Source organism: Methanococcoides orientis (assembly GCF_021184045.1).
Taxonomy (GTDB): domain Archaea; phylum Halobacteriota; class Methanosarcinia; order Methanosarcinales; family Methanosarcinaceae; genus Methanococcoides; species Methanococcoides orientis.
Genome location: NZ_CP073710.1, coordinates 349,018 through 372,272, shown reverse-complemented (window position 1 = coordinate 372,272; position 23,255 = coordinate 349,018). Strand labels below are relative to the sequence as shown.

Here is a 23,255-nt window from a genome sequence, read left to right as displayed (position 1 = left end):
CTCCCATAGTTCAGCAGGTCTTTTTCATGCCTCATCCACTTCATCATCAAGAAGGGCATCGACCTTACGACAGGTTTCTTCTGTAACGTTGTCTTCTTTTGCGGGCAGAGTTGACCTTTCTTCCTCTATCAGCTCATCCGCATCCGACTCCGCAACCGTTTCCGGTTCATTTCTCAGGAACCTGCCCACTTTATCCGTCAAACCGGATATATGAGATTCACGTTCGATCATTTCAATAGCAGCCGCCAGATGATCCATATCACCTGATCTTCCGTTGATCCAGATACGGCCGTTCTTTCCTACGAACACATCACAGTTCGACTCCTTCTTAAGGATCGAGACCATGGAACCACTGTGACCGATTACACGAGGGACCTTTGCAGGTGCAACATCGATGATACGACCTTTTGTCAGCACTCTCGTACCAGGCTCACGCATGGTAAGTTCCACTTTCATGGACTTGCTGACATCCTTTACACGAACAATTACGCAATCCCCAATGCTCATACATCCCCTCATTTCTGAGGAATCTACGCGCTTTGGATATTCAGAAACATGAAGCAATCCGTCATAAGGAGAACCAGTTTCCATTATCCAATTCGAAGGAGTTACATCAATTACAGTACCGATTATGAAATCCTTGCGTGAAGGATAATACTTTCCTGAGAAAGGTACAACTGAAACTTTGTTCTTGACGTTTGCAATTCCATAGAGCAAGGAATAGACCTTGCCGTCCTTTACATATGTTCCCGGTCCCGCCGTTTTCTCCTTATCAGAAAGGAGCTGTCCGGGGATTACGATTTTCCGATCCATGAACTTACCTCTTACAAAAGTTTGGTCTCAGCGTCCCCTTTTGTCAGATGGTTTACAAGACCGTAAAAATCATTCTGCAATCCAGCAGGCATCTTGACCACAGCAACCCATGATCCATCATTTTCCCACCTATCTTTGAGCATAGTGCCGAACTTTGCAATGTCGCCATATGATTTACCAGCATAGTCTGCAGGAATCTTGACCTCTACCTCCACTTCTTCAAAGCGTATTGGTATAATTGGCCTGATAGCTTTCATCACAATGGTGACCTGCTCATCGACGCTTTTCAATGGGTCAATGTGAACCTTTGCCTCTTCCATAGCCTTCTCGATACGTGCTGGTGGATGAGGAGTTCTTGTCTGTGGATTTATCGCATTCTGTGCAATAGTGGAAATTACCTGCCTGGTCTTTTCCTCAAGAATGTGTTTTCTCTGCTCTTTAGTAAGCTGAAGTTCACCGTGCTTTATAATATGTGCTGCGATCTCGAACACATCGGTGGTCTCGAATGCATTGGACAGATCGGACTCAGACGCGTGGTATCCTTTGCCAGCATCCTCAAAGATGGCCTCAACTGCAAGAATATCCTCGATCTTTGCCTTGCCACCTTTCTTGAACTCCAATGCTCCATCAGGATCCACAAGTACTTCATACTGTACGCTGCCTTTCTTTAACCTTGCAACCAATGATTCATCAAGTGATACCATACTCTACTCCCTCCTGTTTACTTAGCAATGCTGAAAATACATTACTCTTCCTGCTGTCCCTCTGGCTCTTCCTCTTTGTCGTCTTCTTTGTGCTCTTCAAGAATGCGTTCCACAAAGGATGCGACCTCTTCTTCAGGACATTTTCTGAACTGGTGGTCTTCAAGAGTTACCATACCCACTTCAAGTGTGGATGCGTCCAGTTTCATATCTGTTGCTCTGTAAAGTGCTTCCATTCCAAGCATAACAACTTCATCCATGGTCATGTCATCGCGGTGTTTTTCCTCGAAGGTTTCCATGAAGGTATTCCTGCCTGCTCCAATAGCAGTTGCCTTGTACTCAAGAAGTGCGCCGCTGGGATCGCTTTCGAATAACCTTGGTTTGTTGTCATCAACGCCTGCTATCAAAAGAGCAGTACCGTACGGGCGAACTCCGCCATATTGAGTATAGGTCTGCTTATGGTCGCAGATCTTCTTGGAAAGGACCTCTACGCCTATAGGCTCGTCGTATGTGACCATATTGACCTGAGCTTCGACCCTTGCGCGGTCTACAAGTGCACGTGCATCTGCAACAAGGCCTGATGTTGCAACACCTATGTGCTCATCTATCTGGAAGATCTTCTCAATTGACTCTGCCTCTATCAATCTGCTTGTGATCCTCTTATCTACCAACAGAACCACACCGTCCTTTGCTTTTATGCCAGCTGCCGTAGTACCTCTCTTGACAGCCTCCCTTGCATACTCTACCTGGAAAAGCCTTCCATCAGGACTAAAAACAGTAATTGCTCTATCATAACCCATTTGTGGTGCCATTTGCATGATCTTTTATCTCCTACTATTTACTTTCGTGATGCTAAAAAACGTATGAATAGAGTTTCTGCACATTCACCTAGTTCACTTATAACTTATTTAAATTATTCTATAAATGGATGTTCATGGTTTTTCTTCAGGACTATATACCGTACATTCTTCTAAATACTTTGTTGTTGCTCCATGAACAGTACCCGATATACCCAGAACATGAACAATAACTGGTTTACCATTGACTGAACTCACAGAAGCAAGAACTGCACGCGTCATATCAGTCCTTTCCCTGAGGCAACGTACAACGCCTTTGGAATCCTCAAAGTCAAGTAACCTTATATCACATTCACTTGACCCCTGATCACCGATAAGCGACCCTGCACACGAAAATATCTCGCGAAGGAGGTCACTCCGATCCACACCAGCCCCACCTATAAGTTCAAAAGCAAAGTACCTTTTATTGGTACGCTGTGTGGGAGGAAGTATCTTCATTTATCCTCACCTTCCATATATGAAAGATCATCTTCAAGTATCTCCACACCTTCGCATATGAAGTTATTACCACGACGAACTCGCCTAATGATCTCTGCAGGAGTATCGCTCAAAGCCATTAAGGCCTCGTCGCGCTCCATTCCAAAAAGTGTTGCCAGAGCCATCATCTCTCGCGGAGCACGCATACCATAAGATAATGATGCATTATTCGTAAGCAAGAACGGAACATCATATTTCCTTGCAAGTGACAGGATCTCCCTGAAATGGGAGAGAGTGTGTACACGCCGGCCTCCGCGTAACATAATCAGGGAAGCCATATCAAATGCAATTGCGACATTATTATCACTTGCGGACTTTGCAAGTACATGGTTCAATCCACAGCCCTTTGGAGTGCCGGGATGTAAAAGAATATCCACATTTGGGTTTTCCACCGCTGCACGATTTATCCCATCATCGCCGCCATGTACAGCAAGGATCTCCACTTTTTTGCGATATTTCCCCACAAGCCCATGAAGCTTTGAAGGATTGGAGGAGACCAGCTCGACGCCTCTTAAAATATCAAAGCCTTTGTCTGAACTGCCTTTTGGAAGGGAATCAGAATTTGAATGATTAGTTAGTGCAATGCCACCAAAACCCAGATGTTTTGCCATTGCAACCATTTCTTCCTGAGTACTTTTGCCATCTGGTGCGCAATGAACACAAAGATCATAGAACACAGGATCAGCCAAATAATTCCTCCACGATATTTCCGGCCTGCTGGCGGTCCTTTGGGTATGTTTCGATCTTCAACTTCACAATAATAGCGTCAGAAGAAGAAGAAAGTTTTACCTTGCCATCATATGCCGCCTGCTTATCGAACCTTAAGTGGAACATCTGGTCCTCATCCAGCCTGTCAGGCATTTCACTTCTAAGCAGTTCCACGTCCTCAGGAGACATTTTACTACGAACAAATGTTGCAAAAGCACGCGTATCGGGTTTTCGTTTGATGGTAGCGCTCAAAAGGGAAATAGAGTTACCATGATAACCTTCGACATTAAGTACCTCAACATACTTCCCAGTATCAGTACATTTGCCTTTGTCAAATGAATTTAATAAAAATAGGTCCAGAGCATTTCTTACTCTGGACTCATCCTCAGTAGCATGTGCGGTTACACGCACAGAGATATAGTGAATCACTTTCTGCTGCTGTTGATGTTTGATCTGATGCTTGGCCTGGTCTTCTCGGTACCAGTACCTCGGCTCCTCATACCTCTGCCTTTGCGACCTGCACTGGTCTTTCCACGGAATGCCCTTCCGCTGTGAGCCTTGTCACAGATCCAGTTGAGATTCTTGTCGCTTTTGATAACAGGGTGGCTTGGGTCAACAAGGATAACTTCATACCATTTCTGTTTACCGTCTTCGCCAACCCAGTAAGAGTTAAGTACTTCCATGTTAGGGAATTTCCTGCTTGCACGCTCTTCAGAGATCCTCTGGATGCTCTTGCCGACAGTTATCTTGTTCTTACCTGTGTGCTGAGTACGCCTACCACGGATGTAGCGTGACTTTCTCATGCTACCCCTTCGTACCTTTACACGAGCTACTACGATACCCTGCTTTGCCTTGTAACCAAGTGCTCGTGCACGGTCGATACGGGTTGGGCGCTCTACTCTTGTGACTGAGCCTTCCTTCCTCCATACCTGAAGTCTTTCCCACCTGAGATCACGAACATATGAATCTCCGGGGTTCTTCCATGCGTCTCTTACATATCCATAAAATGATTTTGACAATTTATTCACCTTGTTTCACGTTAGTTTCACGGTTCAGCCAAAGTTACTTCGGCCACACTCCTACGGGACTCTCATCCCGACAATGAAACATCGGTTAGTACATACAACATAGCATTTAAAGCTTTGTATGAAAAGAAAACCAAAAGATGCAGAGCTACTCGGTTTGAAAATTAAGAAAATAGAAAGAAAGGACGTGGGGCTGGTGAGATTCGAACTCACGATCGACGGGTCTCTCCGAACACTGCCATTACGACAGTAAATGTTCTTAAAGAACACACATCAGTGCTCCAACGGTTCCTCACCGACCTACCCCGTCGGGTAGATCTCAGCAGACCCGTTGTTCATCATTTATCCGCTGGAGCCCGTCGCCATTCCTGGCTAGGCCACAGCCCCGCAACCTTGCGATTGCAACCCTCAAATACATCTCATCAATGATATAGGTATCGGTATGAGGGAGTGAAAAATCGGATTTAGAATGTACTAAAATACATTCACAACCACGACATTATCAATTATTCTGCATTTATAAGATCAGCAAGCTCAATGCAGATGTTCTCGATCTCTTCCCGAATGCTGTCCACAGATACACCCAGAAGGCCTGCAAGATAAAGTGCACCACCTGCACCAACGCCTTCCTTAACATATCCAAGTTCATACTGCCTCAGGCCTTTGTGCGAAGAACGCCCGAATCCAGGATCAATAGCATGCATGTCCGCACCAAGTGCTTCAATAATCTCATTGAAATTGGCACTTTCATCATCTGCCACATAGCTGGTGGTCACAATCGAGACATTGCTAAGATCAGTACCTGCATGTTTCATGAAAGCATAGACCGCTGCCATCTGAGTACCACCTGCAAGGATGACACGCTTACCCCTTAGACCTTCCACAAGACCTGCGGTTGCAGGCATCATAGGATCGCCAAGACAGGAAAGAGCCCTTAGAGGATCAGATTGCAGACTTCCCTTTGTAACACCTGATACCTCCATTGCTTCACTAACCACTTTCTGCTTTAAAGCAACCGGATTTTCAGAAGAACTACTGCTCACATGACCGTCGTACCCAAGTGCATTGAGCACACCCATTGCAGTAGTGGTTCCGGCAGGAGTACTTTCTCCGATCACGAACATATCATGATCATCACGTACCTTTTCACCAACTTCACGTGCACGCTCAATAATAGCCTCAACATCATGAACCGCGACATCCTTACGGATATCTTCACCGGGTTTAGCACCAAGGTCCTCAAATGGAACCTTAGGAGCGATCTTTAAGCCGGAATTAACGAATAGATGAGGGACATTTGAAAGCTGTAAAGATGCACGTGTGATAAGACCCGGAGTCGGAGTATTGTACGGAGGAGTCATTGGGATCACCGGCGTACTGATGATGCCACCAGTCTCCACAAGTTCTGCATCCCCTGTAGGAGTATAGTCCGTCAGTTTGGCAGTCTTTCCTGCTGCAGATATCTTTTCAATGTAGGCAGTCTCAGTATTTGCCAGCACACAAATGAAAAGTGGCTTTTCAGGTTTCTTATCATTAGCTATCAGAGATTCCATTATTGATCACCCTCCCATGTCTTTACAATATTAGTAAGTCTTTGCAACGTAAACCCTTATACTGGTATCTTTGCCGCACATCGGGCACTTATATTCCCCTTCTTCATCCTGATCAGTAGGAATTCCAAGTATGCCTGCACCAACCTCTTCATCCATTTCAAGTCCGCACTTCTCCTCGCCACACCATGGGACATGTGCAATACCTTCAGAGACCTTCTCCTTTACCTCTTCCACAGTATTACAATCGAATATACGTGCTTTAAGGTTCTCTTTTGCATTCTCCAGAAGAGAGAACTGGATGACAGCGAACCTCTCGATCACTTCATTAGCAATAGATGAAAGAGGCACCTGTTCTTTCTCACCAGTATCACGCCTTACAAGCATGGCAGCTTCCTTCTCAAGGTCCTTAGGACCGATCTCGATCCTTAAAGGAACACCCTTCATTTCCCATTTATAGTACTTGGAGCCAGGACGCTTGTCACTATCATCGATAGTAACACGGACACCTGCAGCTTCAAGGGTTTCCTTTACATCATTACATGCAGCCAGAACAGCTTCAGACTTCTTGAAAAGGATCGGAATGATCACTGCCTGGACAGGTGCAACCTCAGGTGGCAGAATAAGACCCTTGTCATCACCATGGATGGAGATCAGAGCAGCAATGGAGCGCTCAGAAACACCATAGCAGGTCTGGTGAGCATAGACCTGCTCGCCAGTTGCATCCTCATATTTGATATCGAACGTCTTTGCAAAATTGTCACCCAGATGATGAGCGGTTCCAACCTGCAATGTCTTGCCATCAGGCATCAGTGCATCCACCGCGATCGTATAATCAGCACCCGGGAACTTGTCCCAGTTAGGTCTTTTTGAAGGCAGTACAGGAACTGCAAGTCTCCTGTAGAACTCAGAGTAGATCCTTATGGCCTCATCAACCTGTGCAGCAGCATCATCCCATGTAGCGTGTACCGTATGTGCTTCCTTGAAAGATGTGATCTCCCGAAGGCGTATAAGTGGACGGGTATGCTTTGTTTCATATCTGAAAGTGTTGACGATCTGATACAATTTTAATGGAAGATCAGCATGTGAGCGAACCCAGAGGCGATACATAGGATAAATTGCAGTCTCACTGGTAGGACGAAGTGCAAGCTTCACATCCAGAGGAGTTGTTCCTCCGTTCAATACCCAATAAACCTCATCCTCGAAACCCTTAATGTGCTCAGCTTCCTTCATGAACTCATTTTCAGGTATCAAAAGAGGGAACATCGTTTCCTGATGGTCCTTGTCGAGAAGTTCACGAATTATCCCATACACGTTCCTGCGAATGGAAAAACCAAAAGGATACCATACGTATGAGCCCTTCACAGGATAACGTACATCCATGATCTCTGCTACCTGGAGCAGGTCGTTATACCATTCACTGAAGTTCTCTTTTGGAGGAAGCGCTGCTTCTTTTTCTTGTTCGGCCATAATGTCACCAATAGGATCAAAATAATTCAATTAGAATATTTAGTTAGAATTGTCTCAGCTAATACATGCATCATTTATATTCATTTCCAATAGGCTGGATCTTGTCAGAAGAATCGACTTCCAGCTCGGAAGAATCGACATCAAAGATCACCATGCCGCTATGGAGATTAGCTGCCTCTTCACTGGAAAGAATGCGAGATGTAGCTTTTTCAGAAATGATAGCACTGTTCCCCAGAGGATCTTCTATAATTACCTTTAATGGAAGTTCGCCCTGAATAGCTTCTTCGAGCATCTTCTGTAGCTCTAAGCCACGTTCATGTGCTTCAGGTTCATCCTTTACCCACTCAGTGGCGGTCACGACAACAGTTCTGACCCTTTCAAGGATACCTTCAATATTTGTCACATAGGACTCTGAAACTGAACCCGGTTCAACGTCAATGCCCAGATCAGGAATGCGGATAGTACCTGAAGTGGAACGAATTACCCTTGCATTAAGATCTTCCAGACCCTCCACCATCATTTCAAAACGCACTGGTTCTTTTTGGGTCAGGATCATAGTATCAGTGAACCTGAAACTGCAATTAGAACAAGTAGTCGAAATATACATCACTTCCCCAAAATAGGGGATAACATCGCCATTCCACTTAATAACAAGCTCCTCATGGCAAAGAGGACATGATGTTCGTGTTTCAAAAGAATTCCGGGATTCAGCCCCGGAATTGTTCTCTGTGCTCAATACCTTCCACCAACTATCTTTGACCTGTCTATCTTTACGCCTGTTGGTGTGACAAGTACCTGATCATCCTTGATACCTGCAATATCACCATGCACATCGATGACTACATCCTTCAGGTCCTTGAGTGCCCTGTCAAGCATGAGCTTGTCAGCTTTGATATTGGAGATGTCGATCATGAGGATATTGCCATCATAGACCTCTTTCTTAAGACCCGGAAGCTCATTCAGGTTCGTAAGTTCTGCCACTCTAATGTAGGTTTCTGCAGGTTCATCTGCCATTTCCTGTTCGAACTTGCCGAGATCAAGCTCGGTATATTCGTCAGCATCTGTTGCACCCTTTGATCCGCTTCCAAATAATTTGTCCATGAAATTTGCCATAGTCCGCACCTTTGTGTTAAAATTTTATTGAATGGATATAGAATATATCTTTATTAAGTCTTTTAATATTTAAGCCATTAGCCGTTTTAGGAATTTTTAGCTTTGCAGCAATGTTAACAGATTTATTATGCATGGTCATCATATTTTAATGATGGCTTTGCATGCATAAAATATCACAGATACATTAAGCTTCAAGATTCCACAGGTCGTCCCCGACATGATGAATGGATTTTACTGCCTTTCCGGACTTTCCGACCATCTCGCTTGCAGGCACCAGTGCACGACCAATAGCAAGCGGTTTGCCATGAGCCTCTTCGGTAATAATAACAAGGTCATTCGCCGCAATTTCAGGATCAGCACTTACGATACCCGGAGACATTATATCTGCACCGTTGACAACGAACTTCACTGCTCCGGAATCCACTGTCACCTTACAGCAATCAAGCCCAAGCTCCAGTACACCCCTGACAGTTGGGAAAGGACTACTCTCCCCCTCCTGGAAGAAAAGGATATCACCATCCACTATTATGATCTTGAACCAGTCAGCTGTAGCACTTTCTAATTTTCGCTCTTCTATCTTGTCAATGACATCGCCAAAGGAGGACCTAAGGGAAGTCAACAATTTGTTCTTTGCAGATTTTCGTAGTTGAACTCTGGACTTTATTTTCAACTTACCACCTTTGATAAGAAAATATTAGCTTGCACCACATTAAGCATCATTTACCCTTAAACGTTTCGCGCAGTCGCTATCGAAAGGAACAAGTAATGAACCGAAATCATAATTTAAGGAAATCTTCCAATTCCTTTCGATCATGACCAAAAAGAACCATGGCTTATATCATATGATCGAAATACCTGAACTGCCACAATCAACAAGAAACATTAGAGATCGAAAATGTTTAGCACAAGTGGTCGAATGATACATATACTACATTACAATTAATCCACTGCAATTAGCATAAACTGAAAAACTCAAGATTGACATATCATAATAACTACATTATAACCGTTCAACCTGATCGGTTTTTCTAAAAAAACGAATTATGGAGGCCATAGCATAAGTGATGCTGAGAGAAAGAAGTATTCTGCATATACCCTTTCGAATTACAAAGACATTCCCCAGATACAGGATCTAAGCCAGCAACATCTGGAAGAGATAGAAATTGCTGCACGGATACTTCCATTCCGTGTTAATAATTATGTGGTCGAGGAACTTATCAACTGGGATGATGTCCCAAATGATCCGATGTTTACATTGACATTCCCTAATAGAGATATGCTGCTTCCACAGCATTATGAAAAAATGGCAACTCTTTTAAGAAATGATGCGCCGGAAGAAGATATACAAAGTGAGATTCAGAAAATACGCCTTAGCATGAATCCACACCCTGCAGGACAGCTGGAGAAGAACGTTCCGGAACATGATGGAAAGACAATCAGAGGAATGCAGCACAAATACGATGAAACGATTCTATTCTTCCCTGCACAGGGCCAGACCTGCCATGCATTCTGTACTTTCTGTTTCAGGTGGGCACAATTTATCGGCATGGATGACCTGAAATTTGCCAGCCGTGAGATCGAACTACTAATATCATACCTGCAGGAACATCCGGAGATCAAGGATGTACTTTTCACCGGCGGGGATCCCATGACCATGAGTGCAGGCCTTCTCAAAAAATACATTGAACCGATCCTTGAAGCCGATATTCGCAGCATTGAGAACATAAGGATAGGCACCAAATCATTAAGTTACTGGCCCCAGCGTTTTGTTTCTGATAAGGATAGCGAAGACATCCTATCTCTTTTCAGCAATGTCACAGAACACAAAAAGCACATGGCCCTTATGGCCCACTTCAACCACCCCAGGGAACTTACCACTGATACTGTAAAGAAAGCGATACAGAACATCCGTGCAACAGGTACACAGATACGAACCCAATCACCCCTGATAGCACATATAAATGATGATCCTGCACTATGGGAACAGATGTGGAGCGAGCAGGTTCGTCTGGGTTGTATACCATATTATATGTTCATGGTGAGGAACACGGGTGCAAAACATTATTTCGACGTACCTATGGCAAGAGCTTGGGAGATCTTCCAGAGCGCATACCAGAACGTCAGCGGGCTTGCAAGAACTGTTCGCGGACCAAGCATGTCCACTGACCCCGGAAAGATCAATATTCTCGGCGTTCAGGAAATTAACGATGAAAAAGTATTCCTTCTGGAGTTCCTGCAGGGACGGGAAAGTAAATGGGTGCGCAAGCCATTCTTTGCAAAATATTCCCCAACAGCTTCATGGCTTACAGATCTGGAACCCGCATTGGGAGAAGAGAAGTTCTTCTTTGAGTAAGAGGAACTTACCACTTCCTTATCGAGATCTAAACGCACACGACCTGTGCGCACACACTTTTTGTTTTAATTTTAATTGTGGCAGCATCATACAATAATATTTAAATTGGTTACTGCATTAGGGTGGTATCTATAACGTAGCCAAGAAACTGGACCTATCCGGGAGGCCACCAGCATGATAAAAGAAGTTACTGATCAGTACAATGCTAATGAGATCGAAATGAAGGTTCACGAGTTCTGGGAAGCAAATAATGCATACAGAGCAGTACGTGAGCACAGAAAAGGCGCCAAGAAGTTCTATTTTGTGGACGGACCACCATATACAACAGGCCACATCCACCTCGGCACTGCCTGGAACAAGATAATAAAGGACTCCATCCTGCGATACATGTCCATGAACAACCATGACATCCTTGACAGGGCAGGCTGGGATATGCACGGACTCCCAATCGAAGTAAAGGTCGAGAGTGCACTTGGTTTTGAGTCAAAGAAAGACATCGAGGCATATGGTGTCGGCAATTTTATTGAGAAATGCAAGGAATTTGCACTTCGCCAGAAGGATGACATGACCGGTCAGTTCCGCACCCTTGGTGCATGGCTTGACTGGGAAGATCCATACATGACACTCAAGGATGAGTACATCGAAGCTGCATGGTGGACATTGAAACAGGCACAGGAAAAAAATCTGCTTGATACCGGAAAGAGAGTCGTCAACTGGTGCCCCAGATGCGAAACAGCTATCGCTGATGCTGAGGTCGAATATGAGGACCGCGACGATCCTTCGATCTACATCAAGTTCAAATTAAAAGATGAAGAGAATGCATTCATCGTTATATGGACCACCACCCCGTGGACAATTCCATCCAACATTGCTGTTGCAGTACACCCGGAGTTCGAGTATGCAAGAGTAAAGGCATACAACGCCGAAGGTGACACTGAAACACTGATAATGGCTACTGAACTTGTAGAGAACGTACTAAGAATAGGAAGGTACGCAGACTACGAGATCCTTGAGACCATGAGCGGAGAAGATGTTGCAGGCATGGCCTATGAACATCCTCTTGCAGACCTCGTGCCACTCCAGGCAGAGATCGAACACAAAGTTTACAATGCAGATTATGTTACAGCAGAGAACACCGGTTGTGTCCACATTGCTCCCGGACATGGTGTTGACGATTTCGAGGTCGGCGTCAAGAACAACCTGCCTATCTTCTGCCCTGTTGGTTCAAACGGTAGCTACACAGATGAAGCAGGAAAATACGCCGGCATGAACATCCGTGACGCAAACCGCGTTGTTATGGATGACCTCCTCGAGAAAGGACTGCTTATCTCCGAGAAGACCATCAGCCACAGATATGGTCACTGCTGGAGATGCAAGACCCCTATAATCTACCTTGCAACCGAACAGTGGTTCCTGAAGATCGGCGAGCTCAAAGAAGCTATGCTTGAAGAGATCAAGAAGGTCAACTGGACACCGGACTGGGCAGGTTCTGCAAGGTTTAAGGACTGGATCGAAGGTGCACGTGACTGGTGCATCTCCAGGCAGCGTTACTGGGGTATCCCAATTCCTGTATGGAAATGTTCAAAGTGTGCAAAGATCGATGTGATCGGCACAAAGGAAGAGCTTGTAGAGCGTTCAGGTGCAGATCCAGATATTGAATTGCACAGACCGTATGTTGACAAAATCACCATACCTTGTGATTGTGGCGGCACCATGAAACGTGCGGAAGATGTTTTCGACGTATGGTTCGACTCTGCAGTGGCATCCTGGGCTACACTAAGGTTCCCTCAAACAAAGGAACAGTTCGATGAGTGGTGGCCTGCTGACTTTATCACCGAGGGACACGACCAGACACGCGGTTGGTTCTATTCACAACTTGGCGCCAGCATGGTAGCATTTGGAAAAGCCCCATACAAGAACGTGCTGATGCACGGATTCACTCTTGACGGCAGCGGAAAGAAGATGTCAAAGAGTATCGGGAACGTTGTACAGCCAGCAGAGGTCATCGAGAAGTTCGGTGCTGACACCCTGAGGGCATACGTACTGGCATCCAGTGCACCATGGGAAGACCTGAAGTTCAACTGGGACGAGATCGCAACAATACACAGGACAAACAACATCCTGTGGAATGTATATCGTTTCCCGCTTCCATACATGGCACTTGACAAGTTTGACCCACAGGAAGTTTCCTACGAATCCGTTGAAGCACACTTAAGAAGCGAGGACAAGTGGATCCTTTCACGCATGCAATCCGTCATTGCGGATGTCAACAAGGCAATGGATGAGAGATTATTGCACAAGGCAATGCGTGCTGTTAATGAATTCGTTCTTGAGGACCTTTCAAGATGGTATATCCAGCTTATCAGGCCAAGGACATGGACCGAAGCAAACGATCCGGACAAACTTGCAGTTTACAGGGTGCTCTATGAAGTATTTGTGACAACTGCAAAAGTGATCGCACCATTCATGCCACACCTTGCAGAAGAGATGTACCAGAACCTTGTCAGGAATGTCGATGAGAATGCTCCTGCAACCATCCACCTTTGCGACTGGCCAACTGTCAACGAGGCACTTGTGGACGCTGACCTTGAAGCACATATGAAAGCGGTACGCTCTATGGTAGAATCCTCTTCGAACGCACGCCAGAAGGTTGGACGCAAGCTCAGATGGCCTGTATCACGTATCGTGGTCAGCCCTACCGATGAGAACACCGTTGCAGCCGTTGAACAGCTCCGCTATGTCCTTATGGACCAGACCAACGCCAAGTATATCGAACTTATAGAGATAGGCGAAAGCTGGAAGGAACTCGGAGTCGAGGCTGCACCAAACCCCGGAGCTATCGGACCTGTCTTCAAGGGAGACGCCGGCAAGGTGAACGCAGCGATCGCTTCAATGGATGACATGGAACTAAAGAAGGGACTTGCAGACGGAGAAATGGATATATCCCTTGCAGATGGCACAAATGTCACCATCACAGAAAAGATGGTTAACTTCAGCGAAACCCTTCCGGAAGCTGTAGCAAGTGCTGAATTTGCAGGCGGAGTCGTCTTTGTGGATGCAAACCTTACACGTGAGATCGAATCCGAAGGATACTCAAGGGAAGTTATCCGCAGGATACAGGATATGCGCAAGGAGCTTGACCTCGATGTTGATGACAGCATAAAAGCACACATCCAGATCGATGATGAAAGGGTACTTGACCTGGTACTTGACTTTGAGAACTACATCGCAAAAGAAGTTCGTGCAAAGGTTCTTGTGGTAGGTTTAGATGTCGATACCACCGGTGAGCTTGCAAAGGACTGGAATGTCGAAGGCATTCCAATGCACATCGCGATCTCAAAGGAAGAATGAGACCGAGGGAGAATCATGGATTTTAAAAAGTGGGAGCCGATCTATGACGCGATTCTTGAGGATTTCGGCTTCTCCAGGGAGGATGATGAGAATTCCGCCATCCTCCTTTCCAATCTATTGATAGGATCAGGTACTGCCGATACGAACACACTTGAGGAGCTTATCAGCGGAAAGGACGTCCTTGTTTGTGGCAATGCTCCAAAGCTCCTGATCGACCTGAAGGAGGTCAACGTAGAAGACTACGTGATCATAGCAGCCGACGGTGCCACAGCACCCCTGATAGATAAGGGTATTGTCCCACACGTAATTGTAACAGACCTTGATGGCGATGTGGAAAAAGAGATCCAGGCAAATCAGGAAGGTTCGATAATGGTCATCCATGCACATGGCGACAATACTGAAAAACTGCTAAGATACGTCCCACAGTTCAAGAACGTCATCGGCACCACCCAGGCGGAACCCTTTGCAAACATCCACAATTTCGGCGGTTTCACGGACGGAGACAGATGCGTCTTCCTTGCGTCCGAGTTCAATGCTGAAAGCATAACACTTGTTGGTTTTGATTTTGACGATGAGAACGTAACTGAGATGAAACATAAGAAGCTTGGCTGGGCAAAGAAGTTGCTCGGCGTCTTCTGATATTTGCAATTCGGAGTTTAGCTATTGATCTGATTGATCAATAACCACTTTTTTGACTTTCTTTTTTTATTTTCCCCAAATATAATAGATCAATATCCGAACATTTTTATATTGATACATTGTTTGCAACTTGTCTTTGACAATTCTATTCTAATTGATCACCAAATTATGCAAGCGTGTTGAGGGACAAAAATGGTTAATAATTCAGATTCCAATGATAAATTATATTTAGATGTTGACAGTGGAGATTATGCTCGTGAATTGGGATTAAATGAGCTCTGGCAAAAGGATGCATATAATAAAGTGTGTGAATTCTTAATAGATAGTGTTAATGAAATTGAAAAGCATGACGAAAGAACTAAAAAAAGTAAAAAACAAAATGAAAACAAAGTTCACATGCATGATGCTATTTTTATATCGGGTGCAAGAGGAACTGGCAAAACTGCTTTTTTACATAATATTGAAGGATACTGGAATTAGAAAGCCCATGAAAATAAACCATCTTAGAAAATTCCAAAGCTTAAATTCTGTCCTATAATTGATCCTACATTACTTATCGACAATGATAATTTTGTGAATGTTGTTATTGCTCATTTGCATAACCAAGTACAATCAAAATTAAATTCTGAAACTAGTGAAAATCGAGATTCATATTATAAAAAGTTAAACAACCTCGCAGATTCACTAGGTCAAACAGAATACAAGCAAGAATTGAATGGATTAGATCGAATTATTAGTTATCAATCTGGAATCCAACTTGAGCACCATTTTCAAGAATTTGTTGAAGAGTGTGCCAAATTATTCGATGTCAAAGCAATTGTGATACTATTTGATGATGTTGATATGGCATTAAACAAAACTCATGAATTATTAGAAACAATTCGCCGTTTATTATCATGTCCTAAAATATTGCCAATTGTCTGTGGCAATCATGAACTGTTTTATTCTATATTGCAAGACCACTTTCAATATGGAGGAAATCAGAACTGGGAAATTCGAAGACCTATTCTCAACCCGCAAAACAAGGAACTAACAAAAGAATACTTGTTGAAAGTTTTTCCAAGCCATTTACGAATATCATTATTTCCACTCAACTTGCTTATGGACACAATATATATTCGTACAAATAATGAAAATGGATATCCAGTGACTAGTTATCTAAATGATATTAAAAAAGCTGTTTGTCCACTAGTTAATGGTGAAGAAACTAGTTTTTACTATCCCGAACCAAGGACTCCCAGAGAACTTATTCAAACAATTAAAGTTTTAAAATCAAGTGTATCCATTCCCGAAAATGAAAATAAAGATTCGAGCATAGAAACAAAATTATTATGGGATAATTATGCCACCTTATGTGAAGCAAGAGGGGTTTCTATCGGTCAATTGGTAGCAGAAAGTGAACAATTACTAAGAAATATTCGTAAAAATCAAGATGAAAAACTGTTAGTTCATCCTTTACGTAAATTAAGATTATTTGATGTACTCAAACAATCAGAATCAAATGACATAATTCGTGAATATGATTATTACACAAAGCTAAACAAAGCATTATTGAAAATAAATACAAATCTTTCAAATTGGGCAAGTAAACAACAGATTTTTATTGAATATTTTAATGATAAACAGAGGTTCCTCATCAAAAGTATGCCCCCAGTTGAGTTTTTTATCTACGGATTATTCATATCAAAAAGAGCATTGGAAACTACATTAGAAACATTAAGAATGGAAGAACTATCTAGAGAAGATGGAACGAATCCTTTGAATAATGCAAAAATAATGTTATCTCTATTCACACATTATAATTATTATAGCAGTTCTAATCAAAAAACTGCCCAACTATTTTTTGGAAAACCTTTTGAATTATTATCTGAAGGTTTATTGCTTGGAAGGAAAACAGATGATCTTAACCTTATATCCAAACGTAATCAGTATTGGATAAGGACAATAGAAGATTTATTGTATACAAGACCATTTCATTCAATTTATTCAATCAATCCTACCAAAAGCATAGAATATGAAAATGAAGAAAATGAAAGTGAATATGAAAATATTTATACTAAATATAGATGTGATAAAAATAGTAATGTAGGCAATGAAAAAAAGCCAATTGAACAATTTGCAGAAGAAATTACAAGATGGGAAAATAACTGGGCCACAACACTTGATCAAGCACAAAAATTAGGTTTGAGCCATTTACTTTCATTAGTAATGAACAAAGTATTCAGTCAGCTTCATGAAATGCGTGTTAGTGGAGTATTCAAAAATGATACGTTGCCATACGCAACAAAACGATTTGAATATGTATTAGTAAACGCCTTTGCATCATTTCTAAAACCAGATAAAGTCGTTAAACAAAATGTAGCAATTACAATTAATTTTGAAAGCCTTATGGATTCAAGGTATCAATACTTAGACGCTTCAATAAAACAAAATATAATTGAATATATTGGTGAAAAAGATAGTAGTGATAAAGAAACAAACGATAAAAATAAAAATGAAACACTTAATCGTCGATTATTAAGAGCTATCTGGAATCACCCTATTTTTGAGTTATTTGATGCAGAAAATGATAATCCAACAATACTAAAGTTTGGATCTATCTCAATTTTGGACAAATATGATAATGAAGTCAAGGAACTTGTGAATACCCTGAGCATGTACTCAATCAATGAAATAAAGACGTTAAGTGAAAACAAAGTCAAAAATCTCGTAAATCGTTTTAAAAAATTGGAATCCAAAATATATAGCAATACGGGAATTGAGTTCAAATTCAAAGATTACTTTGGTCCAAGGAATAAAAAATATCCAGAACTAATGAAAAGAAACGAAGAACTTGGAATAGATGATTGGGTAATGGATGATAAAATAGTTGATGAGGTCATGAAGATTCTATAATTAGTTGAATCTAGCTTAAAGAAATATCTGGAGCTTCAAAAATCATCAAATTTTAAGCTTTATTAATGAATTCAGAAAAAGATTAGAAACAACAATGATAGACACAAACCTAAATTATCTTGCCCCAATTTCACTTATGCGTTCAGACAGATGGCTAAATATATTTTTACAAAAAACACCTTTCGAAAACCCTCTGAAAGAGATACCACAAGTGGCAGAACAGGCACTTGCCGACTATCACCCATATCAGCACCGCAGAGAAGATCAAACGTTTGCTCTTGAGCATTGCCTAGATAATAAGAGCTCTACAGGGTATTCGCTGAACTTCCTAGGGAAGCTTTCAGAAGAATTTCTTGAGAATAAGGGAGATCGGGTTGAAATAAATCCAAAAACATTGGATGACTGGTCCAGATTAATTTCGAAGGTCGATCCTGTTTGGATATTGGGATGGAAATATGCAGAATTGCTTTGGAATGAGGAACTGACGGTTGCACAATTTGCTCAGCTTGATGGAAAACAATGTCCAAATGCATTTCCAGAGCAGGATAAAACAAAAGAATTTGCTGACAACCATGCCCATCTTAATGGTACAGGAAGTTCAAACTTTGCACTTTTTGATTATTCATGGGATCCTTATAAAAGTTCAGGAAAAACACAATGGTCAACGTTACCAGAATTTAGTTATTTGAACAGTAATACAATAAAACAGGATGAAATACCGTTTATTCTGAATAATTTATTCTTATACATGTTCAAGCAAATATTCTCATTGGGAGGAAACAGACCAGAAATATCCAATCCAATCTCTTTGCGACCAAAAAGAAATTCATTTGCAACTATCACCAAATTAATAGAAGCAAATAATATACCGCAACAACTTATTGCAAGAACACAATCGGATTCAATTTATCTCGATCACAAATGGCTCATGTTGATTACAGCACTGCTTTATGTGGAACGATATGATAATGGCAATTCAGATTATAAAATTGCCTTACGTGCATATTTGCATACAGCCAATATATTGAGAGCACAAATGATTATGGCAGGGGTTGGACTAAACGATTTTGTTAAATTTTATAGGTTGACCTCTCGAAAAGGAAACAACATCAATAGATACAGTTCATACTCATTTGATACTGATATGGCAGAGAATATATCAAGAGAATACAAAGTTACACCAAACTTACTCAATTATAAGAATCTTCAAAATAAAGATTTTAAAAATGAGATTATCAAAATAATCAAAAACAATAAAGATGGAAGAGTACACTTTGCAATTCACTTCACCAGAGGTATACCAAAAAAATCGAGTCGATTTAATCGATTACAAGAGACTAAAAGACGAAATATACGCGATGAAGTTTATGATGTCCAAAGAGTAATGGGGTCTGCCGACCTACAAAATAAAAATTTACGCATAAACGATCAAAACGATTCAAAAAATGTGAATTTAACACACCTTATACGTGGTATTGATATAGCAGGTAATGAAAATGAACTGGCTATCGAAATATTTGCTCCTGCTATTCGAATGTTGAGAAGTTCTAAGCAGAAGAGCTTAGCTGACCCTTATAAGAGAGTGAAGATACCACATCTTACAGTTCATGCAGGTGAAGATTACAGTCACTTGATAAGTGGATTACGAAATATTGATGAAACTGTGAGATTTTGTGAATTTAAAAGCGGTGATCGGCTTGGTCACGCATTGGCGCTAGGTATTGACCCATTTTCGTGGGCAAGTAGTCAAAGTGTTATTTATATACCTGCGGTAGAACATTTAGATAATCTTGTATGGTGCCACAAGCACGCAATCGATGTTTCTTTAAGAAAACCCGAATTTGCCGGAATAATTGCGTTGATTGAAAAAAAGATACAATTGTTGTCTAAATATGTGTATGAGAAAGTTAAATCCCCAGAAACGCTTTATAAGGCTTGGGAATTGCGCCGTAACTGTCCACTTTATGCGTTGAAACTTGCTGAACCGGGTCAAAATCAACAGGCTGATGTTTGGGCTCCTGATTTTACGAGGGGTAAAAAACCAAATGATAAGGAAGCATACAAACTCTGGTATAAATATTTACATACATACCATCATAAAAATCAAACAAAGAATAGTAAACCGAATGCTCACACAATCGTATGCATTCAAGTAAATTCAGATGGGCATAATGATATTGATTTTAGCAGTGATCAACCAAAAGATTGGATCACTGAACAGGAACTTCATTTGTTCAAAGCAATTCAAGATTACTTGATCCAAAAATATGATAATATCGGAATTATCGTCGAAGCTTGTCCATCTTCTAATATTTATATCGGTCGATTTTCAGGATATGAAGAACATCCTATTTTCCGCTGGTATCCTCCCGAAAGCAAACTTCTTGAAGAAGAGGGAGAATTCAATAAATATGGATTACGTACTGGACCGATCAAGGTATGTGTCAACACTGATGATGCAGGAATTTTCCCCACAACTATTGCTAATGAACACCGGATTCTTAAAGAGACAGCAATAAAACGTTTTGGAATATCCACAGAACAGGCAGATCTTTGGATAAACAGGATTCGGGAGATCGGAGTGGAAGAATTCAAACGTAATCACCTTCCATTGATAAATTAAGGGTTTTGTAGTAATCCTCGAATAAACGAAGTCCACAATTTTAACATACCTTCAAGGTTTTGTATCAATACTTTGAATTTTACTTCTTTTTGGCCCAGAAATCTGCCACATAGTTTAAAGCACAAATAATTATTACCACTGTAGCTTACTTTTTATACTACATGTAACTTTCTTACAGAATAGATAAATAAGATGTAAACATAAATTTTGTATCAGACAATTGGGGGCAACTGTCTGAACATTAGGAATTAGAACACAGATAATTACTGAATAGTATGAGCGGTGAGCATCAATTTGCTCACCTTATACTCGAAAAAGCGGGAGATCGAGATCATATTATTCTTTGAAAAAAACAAAGCATGAGAGTTATCCATATCCATCTCTTGCTAACATCAATTTAAACATTTAAGAAAGATCAATAACGGGGAAATAAGATTGAGTGACAAGAAGGAGAAAACACTATGAATGAAGATAACAAGAAGCCGGGAATGGGATCCTCTGCCAGCGGTGGCACGTCAATCCGGGACTGGTGGCCTAATCAGTTGAATCTTAACATTCTGCACCAGCATTCTTCCAAGTCCGATCCGATGGGTGAGGAGTTCAACTACGCCGAGGAATTCAAAAAACTCGATCTTGAGGCTCTGAAAAAGGACCTCTATGCACTGATGACCGACTCACAGGACTGGTGGCCGGCTGATTACGGTCATTACGGGGGACTCTTCATCCGGATGGCATGGCACAGTGCAGGCACCTACCGCATGGGCGATGGCCGGGGGGGTGGAGGGTCAGGCAACCAGCGCTTTGCGCCTCTCAACAGCTGGCCGGACAATGTGAACCTCGACAAGGCACGCCGTTTGCTCTGGCCGATCAAGCAAAAATATGGCAAAAAGATCTCTTGGGCTGACCTGATGATCCTCGCCGGCAACTGCGCGCTTGAGTCCATGGGATTCAAGACCTTCGGCTTCGGCGGCGGTCGCGAAGACATATGGGAGCCGGAAGAAGATATTAACTGGGGAACCGAGAGCGAGTGGCTTGACGACAAGCGCTACTCCGGTGAACGAGAGCTCGAAAATCCCCTTGCCGCCGTGCAGATGGGACTCATCTACGTGAACCCGGAAGGACCGAACGGCGAACCGAATGCTGTAGCCTCCGGCCGTGACGTCCGAGAGACCTTCGCGCGTATGGCCATGAACGACGAAGAGACCGTCGCTTTGGTCGCCGGTGGTCACACCTTCGGCAAGTGCCATGGTGCTGGCGATGCGGCACATGTGGGACCCGAGCCAGAGGGCGCGCCCATCGAAGAGCAGGGACTCGGCTGGAAGAACAGCTTCGGCAGCGGCAAGGGCGACGATACGATCAGCAGCGGCATTGAAGGTGCCTGGAACCCGACCCCGACCAAATGGGACATGGGCTATTTCGATACCCTGTTCGGCTACGATTGGAATCTGGTAAAAAGCCCTGCTGGAGCTTACCAGTGGGTTCCCTCCGATCCGGTTGCAGCAAAGGCCGTCCCGGGTGCCCAGGATTCGTCCAGACGACAACCACCCATAATGACCACTGCGGACCTCTCGCTGAGGATGGATCCGATCTATAAACCGATCGCAAAACGCTTTCACGAGAACCCGGAAGAGTTCGCGGATGCCTTCGCACGCGCCTGGTTCAAGCTGACTCACCGTGACATGGGTCCTCGCTCTCGCTATCTCGGCCCGGAGGTCCCGGAAGAGGAGCTGATCTGGCAGGACCCGGTTCCCGCAGTGGATCATGAGCTGATCGACGAACAGGATATCGCAGACCTCAAGAGCAATATCCTTGCCTCGGGACTGTCTGTTTCCCAACTGGTCTCGACCGCCTGGGCGTCAGCGTCCACGTTCCGCGGCTCCGACAAGCGCGGTGGGGCGAACGGGGCTCGCATTCGTCTTGCACCGCAAAAAGAGTGGGAAGTTAATCAGCCTGAACAACTTGCGACTGTTCTTGAGACTCTTGAGGGAATCCAAAAGGAGTTCAACGACGCTCAGTCAGGCGGAAAAAAGGTTTCACTTGCCGATCTGATCGTTCTGGGTGGATGTGCAGGTATCGAGCAAGCGGCAAAGAATGCCGGTCACGATTTGACTGTTCCCTTCACGCCGGGACGCACAGATGCGTCAGGTGAGCAAACAGACGTTGTGTCATTTGGGGTACTCGAGCCGAAAGCAGACGGGTTCCGCAACTACCAGAAAACCAAATACGCTGTATCGGCAGAGGAATTGCTGGTGGATCGGGCCCAACTACTGACACTGACCGCTCCTGAGATGACGGCTCTCATAGGTGGCATGCGCGTCTTGAATGCCAACTTCGGACAGTCACAGCACGGCGTTTTCACCAAACGCCCGGAGATGCTCACCAATGACTTTTTCGTGAATCTGCTCGATATGAGCACGGAGTGGAAAGCAACCTCGGAAGATGTGTTCGAAGGCCGTGATCGCACAACAGGCGAACTCAAGTGGACCGGCACCCGTGTCGACCTCATCTTCGGTTCGAACTCCCAGCTCCGGGCTCTGGCGGAAGTCTACGGATGTGAGGACTCCCAGGAGAAGTTTCTGAACGACTTTGTGGCGGCGTGGAACAAGATCATGAACCTTGACCGCTTCGATCTCGCCTGATCGTAGCATCAACGTCTTTGAGAGATTCTGAACGTGCAAAA

The 23,255-nt window shown here is 43.2% G+C and carries 19 protein-coding genes and 1 tRNA gene; 7 read left to right on the top strand and 13 right to left on the bottom strand.

Annotated features, from left to right (window positions below):
• Positions 1 to 24: 24 nt before the first annotated feature.
• From rrp4 to J7W08_RS01945, 13 genes are all read right to left on the bottom strand, one after another.
• Positions 25 to 813 carry an exosome complex RNA-binding protein Rrp4 gene (rrp4, locus tag J7W08_RS02005; protein WP_233084995.1) on the bottom strand — a complete coding sequence of 263 codons (789 nt, stop codon included), beginning with the start codon at positions 811 to 813 and terminating at the stop codon, positions 25 to 27.
• 11 nt (positions 814 to 824) lie between these two features.
• Positions 825 to 1,517, bottom strand: coding sequence for a ribosome assembly factor SBDS (locus J7W08_RS02000; protein WP_233084994.1), 693 nt, complete (start codon positions 1,515 to 1,517; stop codon positions 825 to 827).
• A 41-nt stretch (positions 1,518 to 1,558) separates the two neighbouring features.
• Positions 1,559 to 2,332 (bottom strand): archaeal proteasome endopeptidase complex subunit alpha, encoded by a 774-nt coding sequence (psmA, locus tag J7W08_RS01995; RefSeq protein WP_233084993.1) that lies wholly within the window; start codon positions 2,330 to 2,332, stop codon positions 1,559 to 1,561.
• 114 nt (positions 2,333 to 2,446) lie between these two features.
• A complete protein-coding gene (locus tag J7W08_RS01990) occupies positions 2,447 to 2,809 on the bottom strand; it encodes an Rpp14/Pop5 family protein (protein ID WP_233084992.1) in 363 nt (120 codons plus the stop codon).
• Positions 2,806 to 3,537 carry a ribonuclease P protein component 3 gene (rnp3, locus tag J7W08_RS01985; RefSeq protein ID WP_233084991.1) on the bottom strand — a complete coding sequence of 244 codons (732 nt, stop codon included), beginning with the start codon at positions 3,535 to 3,537 and terminating at the stop codon, positions 2,806 to 2,808. Before rnp3 ends, J7W08_RS01990 begins: the two co-directional genes overlap by 4 nt.
• Positions 3,530 to 3,985, bottom strand: a complete 456-nt coding sequence (locus J7W08_RS01980) for an RNA-binding protein (RefSeq protein ID WP_233084990.1) — start codon at positions 3,983 to 3,985, stop codon at positions 3,530 to 3,532. Before J7W08_RS01980 ends, rnp3 begins: the two co-directional genes overlap by 8 nt.
• On the bottom strand, positions 3,982 to 4,575 hold the full coding sequence (locus J7W08_RS01975) for a 50S ribosomal protein L15e (protein ID WP_233084989.1): 594 nt from the start codon (positions 4,573 to 4,575) through the stop codon (positions 3,982 to 3,984). The genes J7W08_RS01980 and J7W08_RS01975 overlap by 4 nt, the downstream gene beginning before the upstream one ends.
• 194 nt (positions 4,576 to 4,769) lie before the next feature.
• A tRNA-Trp gene (locus J7W08_RS01970) sits at positions 4,770 to 4,968 on the bottom strand.
• Positions 4,969 to 5,087: 119 nt separating this feature from the next.
• Positions 5,088 to 6,134: a nicotinate mononucleotide-dependent phosphoribosyltransferase CobT gene (gene cobT, locus J7W08_RS01965; protein WP_233084988.1), complete on the bottom strand. Its 1,047-nt coding sequence runs from the start codon at positions 6,132 to 6,134 to the stop codon at positions 5,088 to 5,090.
• Between the two features lie 30 nt (positions 6,135 to 6,164).
• The gene (proS, locus tag J7W08_RS01960) at positions 6,165 to 7,601 is read right to left on the bottom strand and encodes a proline--tRNA ligase (RefSeq protein WP_233084987.1); all 1,437 of its coding nucleotides are present in this window, start codon (positions 7,599 to 7,601) and stop codon (positions 6,165 to 6,167) included.
• A gap of 70 nt (positions 7,602 to 7,671) precedes the next feature.
• A complete protein-coding gene (locus J7W08_RS01955; protein WP_233084986.1) occupies positions 7,672 to 8,337 on the bottom strand; it encodes a ZPR1 zinc finger domain-containing protein in 666 nt (221 codons plus the stop codon).
• A complete protein-coding gene (locus J7W08_RS01950; protein WP_048193952.1) occupies positions 8,334 to 8,714 on the bottom strand; it encodes a cell division protein SepF in 381 nt (126 codons plus the stop codon). Before J7W08_RS01950 ends, J7W08_RS01955 begins: the two co-directional genes overlap by 4 nt.
• 184 nt (positions 8,715 to 8,898) lie before the next feature.
• Positions 8,899 to 9,384: an RNA-binding protein gene (locus J7W08_RS01945; protein ID WP_233084985.1), complete on the bottom strand. Its 486-nt coding sequence runs from the start codon at positions 9,382 to 9,384 to the stop codon at positions 8,899 to 8,901.
• A 531-nt stretch (positions 9,385 to 9,915) separates the two neighbouring features.
• Between J7W08_RS01945 and J7W08_RS01940 the strand changes: the two genes are divergently transcribed.
• The 7 genes from J7W08_RS01940 to katG all read left to right on the top strand — a co-directional run bounded on the left by J7W08_RS01940 (position 9,916) and on the right by katG (position 23,214).
• Positions 9,916 to 11,067 carry a KamA family radical SAM protein gene (locus tag J7W08_RS01940; protein ID WP_233084984.1) on the top strand — a complete coding sequence of 384 codons (1,152 nt, stop codon included), beginning with the start codon at positions 9,916 to 9,918 and terminating at the stop codon, positions 11,065 to 11,067.
• A 174-nt stretch (positions 11,068 to 11,241) separates the two neighbouring features.
• On the top strand, positions 11,242 to 14,418 hold the full coding sequence (ileS, locus tag J7W08_RS01935) for an isoleucine--tRNA ligase (protein ID WP_233084983.1): 3,177 nt from the start codon (positions 11,242 to 11,244) through the stop codon (positions 14,416 to 14,418).
• Positions 14,419 to 14,433: 15 nt separating this feature from the next.
• Positions 14,434 to 15,057: a 6-hydroxymethylpterin diphosphokinase MptE-like protein gene (locus tag J7W08_RS01930; RefSeq protein WP_233084982.1), complete on the top strand. Its 624-nt coding sequence runs from the start codon at positions 14,434 to 14,436 to the stop codon at positions 15,055 to 15,057.
• Between the two features lie 192 nt (positions 15,058 to 15,249).
• Positions 15,250 to 15,537: a hypothetical protein gene (locus J7W08_RS01925; RefSeq protein ID WP_233084981.1), complete on the top strand. Its 288-nt coding sequence runs from the start codon at positions 15,250 to 15,252 to the stop codon at positions 15,535 to 15,537.
• A 93-nt stretch (positions 15,538 to 15,630) separates the two neighbouring features.
• Positions 15,631 to 17,952: a hypothetical protein gene (locus J7W08_RS01920; RefSeq protein WP_233084980.1), complete on the top strand. Its 2,322-nt coding sequence runs from the start codon at positions 15,631 to 15,633 to the stop codon at positions 17,950 to 17,952.
• Between the two features lie 136 nt (positions 17,953 to 18,088).
• Entirely contained in the window at positions 18,089 to 20,575 is a 2,487-nt protein-coding gene (gene rdrB / locus J7W08_RS01915) for an antiviral RADAR system adenosine deaminase RdrB (protein ID WP_233084979.1), read from the top strand.
• 461 nt (positions 20,576 to 21,036) lie between these two features.
• Positions 21,037 to 23,214 carry a catalase/peroxidase HPI gene (katG, locus tag J7W08_RS01910; protein ID WP_310742506.1) on the top strand — a complete coding sequence of 726 codons (2,178 nt, stop codon included), beginning with the start codon at positions 21,037 to 21,039 and terminating at the stop codon, positions 23,212 to 23,214.
• The last annotated feature ends 41 nt before the right edge of the window (positions 23,215 to 23,255 follow it).